Annotated in this window: 11 protein-coding genes and 2 pseudogenes; 1 reads left to right on the forward strand and 12 read right to left on the reverse strand. The window is 40.5% G+C overall.

All coding sequences use genetic code 11. From position 1 onward, the window contains the following. From ACYQ2O_RS00330 to ACYQ2O_RS00380, 11 genes and pseudogenes are all read right to left on the reverse strand, one after another. Nucleotides 1-196: pseudogene (locus ACYQ2O_RS00330) on the reverse strand (hypothetical protein); the annotation flags it as partial. A gap of 163 nt (nt 197-359) precedes the next feature. Further along, nucleotides 360-1,622: a tetratricopeptide repeat protein gene (locus ACYQ2O_RS00335; RefSeq protein WP_459795785.1), complete on the reverse strand. Its 1,263-nt coding sequence runs from the start codon at nt 1,620-1,622 to the stop codon at nt 360-362. Nucleotides 1,623-1,733: 111 nt separating this feature from the next. Next, nucleotides 1,734-2,282: a hypothetical protein gene (locus ACYQ2O_RS00340; RefSeq protein WP_459795786.1), complete on the reverse strand. Its 549-nt coding sequence runs from the start codon at nt 2,280-2,282 to the stop codon at nt 1,734-1,736. After that, nucleotides 2,279-2,821: a hypothetical protein gene (locus ACYQ2O_RS00345; protein WP_459795787.1), complete on the reverse strand. Its 543-nt coding sequence runs from the start codon at nt 2,819-2,821 to the stop codon at nt 2,279-2,281. Before ACYQ2O_RS00345 ends, ACYQ2O_RS00340 begins: the two co-directional genes overlap by 4 nt. Next, nucleotides 2,818-3,891, reverse strand: coding sequence for a type IV pilus biogenesis protein PilM (gene pilM, locus ACYQ2O_RS00350; protein WP_459795788.1), 1,074 nt, complete (start codon nt 3,889-3,891; stop codon nt 2,818-2,820). Before pilM ends, ACYQ2O_RS00345 begins: the two co-directional genes overlap by 4 nt. A gap of 54 nt (nt 3,892-3,945) precedes the next feature. Continuing rightward, the gene (locus ACYQ2O_RS00355) at nt 3,946-4,698 is read right to left on the reverse strand and encodes a prepilin peptidase (RefSeq protein WP_459795789.1); all 753 of its coding nucleotides are present in this window, start codon (nt 4,696-4,698) and stop codon (nt 3,946-3,948) included. Nucleotides 4,699-4,758: 60 nt separating this feature from the next. Further along, nucleotides 4,759-5,103, reverse strand: coding sequence for a prepilin-type N-terminal cleavage/methylation domain-containing protein (locus tag ACYQ2O_RS00360; protein WP_459795790.1), 345 nt, complete (start codon nt 5,101-5,103; stop codon nt 4,759-4,761). 414 nt (nt 5,104-5,517) lie between these two features. Next, nucleotides 5,518-5,943 (reverse strand): hypothetical protein, encoded by a 426-nt coding sequence (locus ACYQ2O_RS00365; RefSeq protein ID WP_346024792.1) that lies wholly within the window; start codon nt 5,941-5,943, stop codon nt 5,518-5,520. Nucleotides 5,944-6,250: 307 nt separating this feature from the next. Beyond that, nucleotides 6,251-7,843: a putative bifunctional diguanylate cyclase/phosphodiesterase gene (locus tag ACYQ2O_RS00370; RefSeq protein WP_346024793.1), complete on the reverse strand. Its 1,593-nt coding sequence runs from the start codon at nt 7,841-7,843 to the stop codon at nt 6,251-6,253. Between the two features lie 169 nt (nt 7,844-8,012). Further along, complete coding sequence (locus ACYQ2O_RS00375; RefSeq protein WP_346024794.1) at nt 8,013-8,657, reverse strand: hypothetical protein; 645 nt, start codon at nt 8,655-8,657, stop codon at nt 8,013-8,015. A gap of 102 nt (nt 8,658-8,759) precedes the next feature. Next, nucleotides 8,760-10,129 (reverse strand): annotated as a pseudogene (locus ACYQ2O_RS00380) (DUF2254 domain-containing protein). A 170-nt stretch (nt 10,130-10,299) separates the two neighbouring features. On the opposite strand from ACYQ2O_RS00380, the gene ACYQ2O_RS00385 reads away from it, so the two are divergent. Further along, a complete protein-coding gene (locus ACYQ2O_RS00385) occupies nt 10,300-11,925 on the forward strand; it encodes a methyl-accepting chemotaxis protein (protein ID WP_346024797.1) in 1,626 nt (541 codons plus the stop codon). A 387-nt stretch (nt 11,926-12,312) separates the two neighbouring features. On the opposite strand, the gene ftsE is transcribed toward ACYQ2O_RS00385, so the two are convergent. Beyond that, nucleotides 12,313-13,032 carry a cell division ATP-binding protein FtsE gene (gene ftsE, locus ACYQ2O_RS00390; RefSeq protein ID WP_346024798.1) on the reverse strand — a complete coding sequence of 240 codons (720 nt, stop codon included), beginning with the start codon at nt 13,030-13,032 and terminating at the stop codon, nt 12,313-12,315. Nucleotides 13,033-13,058 lie beyond the last annotated feature (26 nt).

The raw sequence follows: 13,058 nt of genomic DNA on the forward strand, positions 1-13,058 counted from the left end.
ACAACTGATTCACACTTTTTCCGCCATGGAAAGCGACTGTGAATAAAAAAGTAACGATAGCATTCGTACTGATACCATCTTCTTTTTTTATATTTGATTGGTGTAACAAGGTGCCTATTTTAAATTCTTTAAGAAATCGATCAATGCTCGAATAGAACTCGTTTTTTTCTGATTTTTTTGGTAAAATATTAGCCATAAGACATCTCTCCTTTGGAATGTTTGTTGGTAACTACATTTTACCAAAGAGAGGTGTCTTTTTCTGTACTTTTAAGTTCAATATTCTAACTGATCTTTACGGTAAAAGGATAGAACGTCGTTCTTAGGGGTGCGAAACTTGAGTCACTTATAGTATACCAAAATTAAAGCGTGTCTTCATACTTAATCCACTCACGCACTTCCAAATCATCCGGTTTCAGTTCAAGGTAACGTCTGGCCGTATTAATAAAGCCGGCTCTATCTCCATCTTCACGAAGGAATACGGCATAATCTTTCAGGAAGTCAGCATTGTCACTCAGATACACAGCAGCTTTATCATAGTAATCTCTTGCTTCTTCAAAGGCTTCTTCTTCATTATAAGCAATAGCCGCATACCAGAACAGCTGCGGGTCTTCTTCTCCACTCGCAAGGACCGGTTCAAACACGGCAAGTGCTTCTTCAAAGGCCTGCTCCCCGAAAAGGACTTGCACATACTCCAGAATCATTGTGATATTATCAGGGTCAAGCGCAATTGCTTCCTGATAAAACTGACGTGCCTTGTCCGAATCTCCAAGAATCTTGGCTGCTTCTGCGCCCATCGCATACAAGGAAGCATTCTGCCGGTCGTAAAAGAGCCCTTCTTCCACTTGTTCCAGCGCACGTTTTTCATCAGCAAGTTCAAGAAATCCTTTGGCCAGATAACTGTAGACGGACGTGTAGCTAGGGTCCAGTTCCTTAACTTTGAAGAAATGGCTGTTTGCCGTATCGTAGTCCTTTTTCTGAAAATACACGAGACCAAGCTGGAAAAGATGATCGCTCGTCTCCTGCAAATCAACAGCTTCTTTCAAGTAATCTATAGCAGAATCAAGGTCTCCTATCGCCGCATAAGCATTTCCCAGCCGTCCATTGAGACTGGTCCCGGCGAATTCAATATGGTTTGTGACGATCAGTTTTTCGTAATGAGTAATGGCCTCTTTATACTTCCCACTGGCAAAAAGCAGTTCTCCCAGTGCGAATTCGATTACCGGTTCTTCAGGCAGCAAAGTTCTTGCTTCTTCAAGCTTCTGTCTCGCTACTTCCGGTAGGTCCAGCACTTGATAGTAGTCCGCTGAAACCAGAAGCGCCTGGACATAATATGGACTGTCCTTATCTACTTTTTCGATCCACTCAAAGGCTTCCAGTTCATTGCCTTCTTCGATCGCTATCTCAGCCAAGGTCAGTTTCAGCCCCTCTTCATCGGGATGTGCTGTCAGCAGATGCTGAACAACCTGCTTCGTTTCATTTAAAAACCCCAGATCGAATAAGGTTTCAACTAGTGCAAACAAATCTTCATCCGAATCGTCTGCAATTGCCCGATCCAGCAAGAGTTCTGCCTTTTCGAGTTCTTCGTTCTGAAGTGCATCGATCATTTCTTTTGAGTACGACATCCTGACATCCCTTCTTTCCTGTCTCTTTTTATTATCTTATCATATCTAAGGGTTGATTTACTATATCAAAAAACAGTTCAAACCAGCTAAGGGTTCAAACTGTTTCTCGGCTTACTGTCCAGCATCTGTATGATAATACACGTCAATTAGAACACTCCCGCTCAGCACGTCTTCGCTTTCTCTCTGATAGGAGAGCTGATAGCTGTTTAAGAGTCGGTCCTGCTGATTCATGGTGGCCAGCATGCCTCTAATATTAGAGGCTTCTGAGCTTTCGAATTCAATCTGATAAACTGAATGAACATACCGGTCATTGGGTCCTTCAACAGGCTGCTCGTCGTTCAGGCGTGAGATCTGACGCAGTTTGACGTCATTTGACTCTGCCGCAGACTGGATCAGGACAATGACTTCGTTGATCGTTTCTCCTTCAGGAATGAAGCGCGATGAGTCAGCATAAGCCTCTTCCAGCTCATTAAGATCCTGTTCAGAAGGCGGGAAAGCATCCAGGAGCGATTCCTGCTCACTGACGATAGCTGCGGAGTTTTCCGCATCAGCCCTTACCGGTTCAATAAAATATCTGTTTCCATAATAGAACAGAGCAATCAGAATCATGATAAGGGTCAGCATCACCAGAAGGGATTCTCTAGTCCATTTGATGATCATTGCACTTCCCCCTCTTCTTTCAGAATCTGCTCATCGATGTCCAGTGTCAGTTCGATCAGATGACCGGCATCCTCCCCCTGATTTTCGAGACGAGTCATGTGCACTCGGGTGACATAGGGAAGCTCTTCAAGATCGGCTATTAATTCTGCACTTTCTTCTACTAATGACTGGTCCAGCTGTACCATCAGCTCATTCGTTTCGGTTAAAGTGAATGTCACAACCGTTTCTTCGCTGTCAGGAATCACACTGGAGATGTCCTCAGTCAGATAGACTAGAGGATACTGATTGTCCTCCAGCACTGTAATAGCCTGCTCATTCATCGTGATTGCCCGGTCTACTCTAGACATTTCCCGGGCCACTGACACTTCCTCGGAACGCTGCTGGAGAAGTTGCATACTGTGCTGATTTTGTCGAATGTAGAGCCCGCGCATCAGATAGAAATAGATTCCTATTAGTATAACTCCGGCAAAAAAGAAAACAACCATCAGATGAGGAAGCACATTTCTAGCTTTCTTCTCAAAAAAATTAATCTCGATCATTTGGCCACTTCCCCTTCGTCCTCAACAGTCAGATTCTCTACTTTCCTGAATCCTCTTCCTACCTTTTTATGTTTAGTTCCTAGGCTCTCCTTTGAGGCCCCGAACAGGGATTGCCCCGACTTAGGCTCTTTTAACGACAAACCGTACAGGACAGAGTCAGCCTGTACAAATTGGGAAGGAAGATCGACCAAGCTTATTTTGACAGTGAAACGTTCATCTAGCAGGCGTTTCAAACGGTCAAGATCCGGGAAATAACCGCTCAGCACGATAGCTGAAACGCTGTCTTTTCCATCCATAACGGAATAGCGGTAAAAATCCATAAACCGCTCCAGACCATTCAGCTGGTCCTCCAGATTATCTGTCAGTTCTTCATCCGTGCTTTTCCATTCCCACTTACCTTCTCTCGTCAGGTTCCATGATTCCATGAGTCTCTGAGATCGCGTATGCCTGTTGAATTGTGGGATTCCTTTATTGAAGACTGTGATCGAGGTATCCACTGGATTCCACTGCAGAACCATGACATGATCCTCTTCTTTGGCTTTAATCTGAGTCTGCTGGTCTAGAATTCGGTAGACACAAAGAGACGAAATATCTGCCACTTCCGGTTTCAAAGACACTCCTTCCAGAAGGTCCAGATAATGACGAACCTGATCTCCAGGATAAGCGGCAAGAAAAAGCGTCTGAGTCGTTTCATTCCTTCTGATGACTTCATAATCCACTTTCGGGTGATCAAAAGGCAGACGAATCGACTGGTTGATATGTAGATTCAAGTAATCTTTGATCTCATTTGAAGCAAGCTGAGCTGGAATGTCTTCCTCACGAATCGTGACAAAATCGTCTGGGAGAACGATGGACACCTTCGCATTTTTCCATTTCTTTTCTTTGATGAGGGCATCGATCCGGGCCTGAAGAAGCGGCACATTAGTCAGTCTGCCTTCCTGAACAATAGCTGTATCAAAAACAAGTTCGTCTTTTTCAATGAGTGTTTTTCTCTGACTCTCCATCACCAGATACTTGATACTGCGTTCAAGAAACTGCATGAACAGATGTGGTTTGGCTTTAAATAACATAATGATTCCTCCAGAAGTTCTTCATGTCAATCTATCAATTTCAGTAGATACTGTTCAAAACAATGAAATATACCAGCCGATCAACGGTTCTCCAATAAAGAAGACAGTTAGTGCCGCCAGCCCGATATATGGCCCGAAAGCGATACGAGACTTGCTGCCGAGGCGTTTGATTTTCATTGTAATGAGCCCCCCTATACTGCCGAACAAAGTAGATAGGAAGAATAATAACAGAAAATGATATAATCCAAAAACAAAACCGAATAAAGTAAAGTACTTCAGATCACCCACACCCATGCCACCTTTAGAGACTAAGATAATTATCAGGACGAGGATGAAGGCGACGGCTGCTCCGATGCCTGACATGTAAAAAGGGTTAAGCGGAAAGAACAGACGATACATCAGAAACAGCGGACTGAAAAAAATAAGAAGTCTGTTTGGTATCCGTTTATATTCAATGTCCGATACAGTTGTCGGAATAATTAGACTGATCAGTAGGAGGCCCAGAACCATTCGGTTAGTGAATCCGAAGAAAAAGTAATTTATCGCAAATAACATGCCGGTCGCCAGTTCCATCAGTGGATAGATTAGAGAGATGTGTTCACGGCAACCTCGACACTTCCCCTTTTGAATAAGATATGAGAAAATCGGGATCAGCTCTTTCCAGCTCAGCGTCCGCTGGCACGTATCACAGTATGACCTTTTTTCACTGAAAAGGGACTTTGTGGGAACCCGTAGACCCACCACGTTAAAAAATGAGCCGAAGATCAGTCCATATAGAAAGCTAACTACTATGAAAAATATGTCCATTTTTTACTCCTATGTAGTAAGAAAGACCCCGAGTGGGGGTCTTTCTTTTATAATTAATCGTTAATTCGATGTCCGGAGTTCTGCTCCTCCAGTATCGGTTCTGTCTACCATTCGAGTATTATCACTAGATAGATTTCCATCTCTAGGATCGAGGTAGTTTTCTTCTACGAGGGTACCTACGCTAACTTCTGTTGCTCCATCGTTTTGAGTGAAGTATAGTCGCGCAGCGTCTTCGATTAGTGCATTTTCAGCTGTTTCTGCATCTGTATTTGCTCTGCTAATAACTCCACCAATTGCTGGAATTGCAATAGCTAGAATAATAGCCAATATAACTATAACCGCCAGCAGTTCAACTAGTGTAAATCCGTCTTCTTTTTTCATCATCTGTCTGATTTTGTTTCTCATTTTATCATCCTCCTAATTTTTTCTTTATATTTTCATCCAGACTTAACAGAACATAAACACGATTGGGATGGCCGTGGTGAACTACCCACCACTTAAATCCTCCGGATTTTGAAGTGGGGGCTTCCTACGAACTCCATTCTTGTCTGCACAGGTTTCATGCAGACAGAGGAATCGGATATGGGTAGGCTCAAAAGGCAGTCCCTGCCTCATAGGTTTTCTTTTACTTGGCTAACGCCAAGGAATACTCAGTAGGCTTGGTTGTCGCCTATATAGACTTGGTTATCGTCTATATATAAAGTATACCAAATGAGAATGACATTAACCACTTCAAGCTATCGCTTGACCGAAATTCATCTCCCACTTTCACTGGTGCTTCGCACCCATACGCTTAGAAGTGGAAGACTTCTTTCGGAATTACGTTAAACTGAAACTAGACATCCCGCCATCTGATACCATAGGTAAAACAGTGTAATAAGCAAATGCCGACACTAATGATAGAAGCTGAAACATGAGCAGGTTAAGGGGATACCGGTAATGTTCATCGCTTTTTATATTAGAACGCAGCATTAATGCAAGTAAAGCCAGGGTGGTTACAACAATTTCTGCAAATAATCCATAAATAATAAATACGGCTACTGAGACTCCATTTGTTAGAAATAAAATTGATTTTTCAGTATGTATTGGATAAAAGGAGACTAACAGACAAAGCATAACAAAAAACATATAGTCTACAGACCATACCTGTTCCAGAGAAAACGTCGGTAAAGCCAGATAAAAAATCAAAGGAGAAAGGATGAAGAACGAGAGCCATATGCCCCCTTTTTTCTTTACTGATACCATGCTGTTTCCTCCAACATTAAATTATTTTTAGAATTTTTTCATTAAAGCTAGTTTATCTATAAATATTAAGTCCGTCAATTATTCTTAATTCAAAATATCTGTTAGGATGTAAAGGCTTAATATGAATTGAAACATTAAAAACAACTTGTACATTTTCTAGTTAACCTTATATTAATTGTTAAGATAGATGAAAACTTTTGTGCTATTTTGTTCAATTATAACAAATATTAATAAAAAACACTCAACAAAATTAGTCAGACGTATATTAACATCATGAGACTTCTTTTATTGAGCATCTTTAAACTGTTCAGTTTTGTAATTTAAGTTTAGTTAGTCTAGTGACCTCAGCTGGTGACACAGGTTTACTAAAAAAGTAACCTTGACCATATTCACAAGCATTCTCTTTAAGAAAGTTCGATTGTTCTATGTTTTCAATACCTTCAGCAATAATCTTGAAATCCAAACTCTTACCCATTTGTATCATTGTTTTGACTAATGAAGCAGTGTTTTCCTTGGAAACAACATGATCAATAAATGATTTGTCGATTTTAACAATGTCGATAAATACATTATTGAGAACACTTAGTGATGAATACCCTGTTCCAAAATCGTCTATCGCAACGTTGACGCCAATGTGATGAAGATCCTTAATGACACGGTTCGCGTGTTCAACATCCTGCATGACACTTTCAGTGATTTCAACAATGAAGTTTTTCGCATCTACTTCATATAATTCCAGAACATTCTTTATTCGAGTAACAAAATAGGTGTCTTCAAACTGCATGGCGGATACATTGACGGCAATATGTAAATGCATATCCTCTTTCTGCCATTCTTTGGCCTGTCTGACGGCTTCATAAATGACCCAGTAGCCAATTTCGTTGATCATGCCCGACTCTTCAGCAATAGGAATGAATTCTGCTGGTGAAACAGTGCCTAAAATAGGATGATCCCATCTAAGTAGAGCCTCCACACCGATGATTTTTTCATCATTCATTCTTACTTTCGGCTGATAGACAAGGTACAGTTCATTATGAAGCAGTGCCTCTTTCAGCCCGAATTCAATTCGTCGCTTACGTTCAATAGCTGCAGCATCATCTGTCATGAACAGATGGTAATTATTTTTACCAGTTCTCTTGACCTTATACATGGCGATCTCCGCCTGCTGCATCAGAGCTTCCATATCCTGAGCTGTTTCAGGATATCGACTGATTCCAACACTGGCAGTAACATAAAATGTCGATCCGTTGACCTTGAACGGCTTAGTAAACAAGTCGATGATGTCTCTAGCCAGGCTGATCGTCTGTTTCTCAGTTACATCTTCTATGAGAATATAAATTTCATCTTCACTTTCTCTGGCAATTACCGCTCGCTGACCTAAAAGAGTTCGAAGGCGCTCAGTAATTTTTATCAAGACCAAATCTCCTGCCTGTCGCCCATGAAGCTCATTGATGATTCTGAATCGATCAATATCCAGCATAAATATGGCTACTTCCACGTCAGCATCTCTCGTCGCATGTAAAGACAAGCGTTCCTGGAAATCTTTCATTAGTTTCACTCTGTTTGGAAGCTTTGTAAGCATGTCGAAGTATTTGACTTGATTCAACTCATGTTTTTTCTTCTCTATTTCTTGTATCCACTCAGTTTTCTTTCCTCTTGAAGAAAACAGCTTGTTTTTCAGTTTCTGAATCCAGCCAAAAGCTATAACTTTTTCATTCTGATCCTCTGGAAACTTAAGCGGATCACTTACGATTGAATATATGTATGGTGCCTTGAAAAAGTTTTTAGTTGCAATAAACAAGATGCCCAACGCAACTAACACAAATAAATACTCGACATAAAGCGAGTTATTCACTTGTCCTTTCATAATTTCAGTGGCCCATCCAGAGATGATTGTCATACGATTCTGTGCTCCTTTTACATAACCAGCTCAGCAGCTCAGCAGCTCGATAATTATGCAGTTTAATACGTATATTGTATAACTAGGTATAGTTTATCATACTTTAATCATTAAATTTCTAGATAATTTAAAAATTAATCATACTGATGTACTATATATATTTTTTCCTCTAAACTAAAATTTTACTTTTGATAACAGACTCAAGTTCTTTAAATTGAAGCGTTATTTCGTGAATATCCTGAGATATCTGAGCAATAAGTCTTTCTCCTCCTGCGACTACCAGATAACCCCCTACTACTGCAAACAGGTACAGCACCGCCATGATGCTGAATTCTACAGGGTCACTGATCATTGTATAATCAAGAGAAACGATCAAGCCCAGATTGAGTGCGCCCAGGCCTCCTGAAAGATAAAGAACTTTCTTATCCAAGTAAAGCATGGACAATATCAGGTACAGAAACAGAACGGTCCAGGCTGTTCTTGTATATAAGGTTGAACTAATTGCTATAGGCAATGCATACATCAGGCCGATAGTAATAAATTTTCCATAGGATTTCTGTCCGAATACTTTTAATGACAGGAACATCAGTACCAGAATTACTGCAGTATAACTTAGAAAAGCAAGGAAATTGTCCTGCTCGATCCAGTCCATTACTGAAAATAAATACACAATAGGATAAGCACTAAGTACCATTCCGATCATAATATAAGTCATCAATTTGTTTGCTTTTACATTGAACGACTCTTTCATATTAAGGTTTGATTCTGATTCATTAAATAACTTTTTTGGAGCCGGTACAGCAGCTGTCTTCATTTAATTACACTCCTTCTATAGTCTTCCTAGTAGTTATTATCGGATAGTTTTTCGAAAAGTTAAGACCATAATGTCTGATAGTTTGCATAGAAAAAGAGACGGTCAGACCGCCTCTTTACTATTATTTTCTTTAGTCTCATTTTCTTTTTTTGCTATGATGGTTTTTATCCGCACATAATCTTTTTCTATGATCATTAAATCGAATGATTCATTAAAGTTTTTTGAAGTCATATTATAAAGATAGTCATTGTACTCCTTAATGAATCCTAGATTATCCGGATGAGCAGAATAGACAATCGTTTTTACTGCTTCAAAAAGTGCATGAACACCGGAAATATCTTTCTGCATGTAGAACACAAGCTGCCAGTACCCTCTATAAAGGTCCTCAGAAAAATCATTATACCTATAAAAAACTTTACCTACATATGACTCAGGTGACTCATCTTTATCTTCCAGGGACTCATCTGATTCCCACATTATGACATATTTTCCTGGCAACGCTGCTAAGCGTTTTTCCAGAAGGGATTTGTAGTGCAGGATATGTATCGCTGTATTAGGATCATTGATACCTGGCGAAACAGCTCTTAAAGCAACTTCTGTAAGTTTCGTACGGCCATAGTCCGGGTCGTACATTGCAGACTTCTGTTCCTCATAACTAAAGCTTTGATTCACATTGTCGGTCAGCTGAAATATATCTTTGATATTCTTATTTGACCTGATCTCCACGACGGGTTCTCCTTCAGATACAAATTCCCCTACTCTAATTTTCACTTCAGCTAAGGATTCTATTTCATCAGCTATTAACTTCAATGAGTCGAAATGAATGTGTTCAATATAGGCGCTTTGATTGGCTTTAATCATGTAAGTGTACATATACTCTACTTCAGGCAGATGCTTTACTGTCCGGTAATCCTCTAAGCGTTCGATATAGTTCTCGTATACTGTTTCTGCTTCACTGTATAAATTGTGGATCAGTTTTTCAAGCTGTACATATTGCGAACTGGAGTATACAAAACGCGTAAACATAATTACTGCACCAAATGCATAGATTAAGGCTACGGTAGCTGATACAACTAAAAACTCATCTTCTGAACTTCTCATGAAAAAGAGAGAAGACAGACAATAGATGAACCCGCCTAAAAAGACACCTAGCGTCTGCATTGATACTCGGTTAAGTAGAAAATTCTCGGTAGCACGGGGCTGAAATTGGATGTGTAAAGCGTGACAATCGTCAGCATAGTCACAAAAGTAAAGGTTGCAACTGAGAATAGAGAACCTGCCAACAGACTGAGAATCTCCCTTGCCAGATCGACACTTGTTAAGGTCCACTCTGGAAAATACTCATTCAATGTAATTAGTCTCGTATCCAAGGAAATCACTAAGATTGCAAGAAGAAAAGAAAACAACACACTCCCGCCTAAAGTTAACCAAATCTTCGTTTCTTCCAGATTAAGGTTCCATTTTTCAATCATCGTTCATTCTCCTTTAAACTTCCATTCACTTATAAATAGCTTATGTTATGTATCAGTATACACGTCTTTATTTATATTTTTTACAGATTTGCTTAAAAACCTTTAATATAATCCGATAATAACATTTGTAATCAGCGGTTACTTTTAAATCTAATACGAGGGATGATGGAATGAATAAAAATAAGTTAATGGTTGGGTTAGCGAGTATTACATTCGGCTTGAATGTGCTCGTGCATGTTTTACACAGACAGTCTACAATTGATACTCACGCGCATGGAGGTGCCGGTCATGAATCTATTGGAATAGACGTTCCGACATATTACGGCATGGTAAATGGTCTCTTTTTCACTATTCCTCTGCTCCTTCTACTCATATCAATTTATCTATATTACTTTAAATCTAATTCCCTAATATTACCGGTGACAGTGACTCTCACGCTCACCTTGTCTGTTATCAGCATGATTATGGGAGGATTTGGAGCTGTTGAATATCATTTTGGAATCTTCATGGTAGTAGCCACTATGGCCTATTATAACTCGATTCCATTAGTTTTCTTGATGACTGGTATATTCGCATTTCAGCATCTGTTCGGCTATTTCTTTTTCCCAGCAACTTTCTTCGTCTATGGGCCAGGAAATTATTCCTTTGTCATGGTCCTTATCCATGCTGTATTTTTGTTATTGACTGCTGGTGCCGTTATCTGGCAGATAGCATCAAATCAGCAGCAAGTTAAGACTCTGGAAGCTATTAACAAAAACAGCGAAGAAACAATCCAGTCTATCATCAGCCAGCTGACAGATACTAGTTCTCAAGTCGACCGAACAGCTCGTCAGCTATCAGCAAACGCAAATGATACTCAGTTGAGTAGTGAAGAAGTCAAGTCTTCTCTATTGAGTATTCGCTCCGGTTCCGAAAAACAAGTTAATCAGACTATAAGTAGCCATGGCATACTAGATTCATTTTCCAGTTCGATAAAAGAAATCGAAGCCAATTCAAAAAATATAGTATCCTCTTCTAAAGTTATGACAACTGAATCTACTGAAGGGTTTGGCCTTGTTGAACAGACGACTGAAGATATGCATCGCCTGGCAGAGGCTTTTGAACAGGTCAACGTGATTGTCTCCTCTCTTGACTCGAGATCCAGTGAAATCAGCAGCATCATTACCGTTATCTCTGAAATTTCCGAAAAAACGAATCTGCTAGCATTAAATGCTGCAATTGAAGCTGCTCAGGCTGGTGCGGCAGGTAAAGGTTTTGCGGTGGTTGCTGAGGAAGTCAGAAAACTATCTACTCAAACTGATGAAGCAGTAAGTAAAGTCTCAGACATCGTCAGCACAATTCAGTCAGACAGTACTCTGGCAAGAGATTCAGTCAGTGACGGACAGGTTAAAATGGCAGACAGTCTCGATAGTGTCTCTAAAACAGAATTGAAGTTCAAGTATATTCTGGAAGCTGTAAAGACCCTTGACTCTGATATCAATAGAACTGCTTCTACATCGAAGGTCATTTCAGAGAACTCCAGACAAATTCTGCAGGCGCTCGATCTTATGCAGGAAATTGCTGAAGAAACGGCAGCCATTACTGAATCTACTGACAAACAATCAGATAGACAACTGCAGCTCATAAAAGACACAACAGAACTGGCTCGTTCTCTGGCTGGTGAAGTCGAAAAACTGAACCCGCTTATCGAAAGTCTTCAATTGAGTAAACAGGATCAGATAGAAGAAGTTACATTGAACGACGAACCTAAGCAACGTTCATTCTTCAGAAGAAAACCTGCCGCACATACTCTATAAATATGTCTATTAAAGGATTCTCCGAACGGGGATCCTTTTTACTGCGATGAATGGATGCATTTACAGGTTCTCTCCCTTGTGTGCTGGGTTCTGTTAGTGGTCGAGTCGCTCGGCTACGAGGATCTTAGTGATGAATGCCTCATATTAGTGGTTTATAACGGATTGGAGCATGCAGTTACGTCTTTAATGCCTCATATATAGGTTTTATAAGGCATTCATCAGTAATTATGAGTTGTGAATGGCTCATATATTGGACTTATGAGGCATTCATCTTCAACAGCACTTATAAAATGTAGAAACACGCTCCAGTGTTTCTTCTAAATGCAAAAAGCACGCGGAAGCAGTCAGGCTCGATCCTGGACATGCTTGCGCGTGCAATTATTTCTGTTAAACGACGTAAAATTCACCCATTGTATTATTCAATATCAGCAGGGTATGATTTTTAGACCGGTCACTCTTGACGATTCCGTTTTCAAGCCGGATCACTCGAGCAGGCATATGCTCGACAAAGCTGTAATCATGAGTAGACATGACAACTGTTGTACCAGATCTATTTATCTTGTGGAGAAGCTGAAGCATCTTGAGGCTGGTCCTCGGATCCAGACTGCCTGTCGGTTCATCGGCTATCAGCAGTTTCGGCTTATGTACAATGGCTCTAGCGATAGCGATCCGCTGCTGTTCTCCACCGGAACAATGTTCAGGCAGGTCGAGCTCCTTGTGCTTAAGACCTACCGTAGTCAAGGCTTCCATCACACGCTCTTCTATCTGATTTTCCTCAACTCCGGTCACTTCCAGCACATAGGCTACATTTTCATAGACCGTTTTATAGTCCAGAAGGTTGTACTCCTGAAATACAACACCGACCTCTCGTCTGAGGCGATACAGTTCATTCGACTTCAATCGGCTGACAATATAAGAGTCAAACACCACATGACCGTTCGTAGGTTTCACCTGACCATACAGATGCTTGAGTAAAGTCGATTTGCCTGAGCCACTTTTACCGATCAGATAGACGAATTCCCCCTGATCGATATCAATGGAGACATTTTTCAGTGCCTGAGTCTGGGTCTTATTATAATGCTTGGATACATTCATTAATCGGATCATCAGGGTGTCCTCCTCTAACTCGGAAA

This window comes from Alkalibacterium sp. m-11, assembly GCF_054658155.1.

Bases quoted from the DNA above. Each gene is read 5' to 3' on its own strand.
- ACYQ2O_RS00375 (WP_346024794.1), bottom strand. From the start codon at position 8,657: ATGAAGACAGCTGCTGTACCGGCTCCAAAAAAGTTATTTAATGAATCA.
- ACYQ2O_RS00370 (WP_346024793.1), bottom strand. From the start codon at position 7,843: ATGACAATCATCTCTGGATGGGCCACTGAAATTATGAAAGGACAAGTG.
- ACYQ2O_RS00360 (WP_459795790.1), bottom strand. From the start codon at position 5,103: ATGAGAAACAAAATCAGACAGATGATGAAAAAAGAAGACGGATTTACA.
- ACYQ2O_RS00355 (WP_459795789.1), bottom strand. From the start codon at position 4,698: ATGGACATATTTTTCATAGTAGTTAGCTTTCTATATGGACTGATCTTC.
- ACYQ2O_RS00365 (WP_346024792.1), bottom strand. From the start codon at position 5,943: ATGGTATCAGTAAAGAAAAAAGGGGGCATATGGCTCTCGTTCTTCATC.
- ACYQ2O_RS00340 (WP_459795786.1), bottom strand. From the start codon at position 2,282: ATGATCATCAAATGGACTAGAGAATCCCTTCTGGTGATGCTGACCCTT.
- ACYQ2O_RS00385 (WP_346024797.1), top strand. From the start codon at position 10,300: ATGAATAAAAATAAGTTAATGGTTGGGTTAGCGAGTATTACATTCGGC.
- ftsE (WP_346024798.1), bottom strand. From the start codon at position 13,032: ATGATCCGATTAATGAATGTATCCAAGCATTATAATAAGACCCAGACT.
- pilM (WP_459795788.1), bottom strand. From the start codon at position 3,891: ATGTTATTTAAAGCCAAACCACATCTGTTCATGCAGTTTCTTGAACGC.
- ACYQ2O_RS00335 (WP_459795785.1), bottom strand. From the start codon at position 1,622: ATGTCGTACTCAAAAGAAATGATCGATGCACTTCAGAACGAAGAACTC.
- ACYQ2O_RS00345 (WP_459795787.1), bottom strand. From the start codon at position 2,821: ATGATCGAGATTAATTTTTTTGAGAAGAAAGCTAGAAATGTGCTTCCT.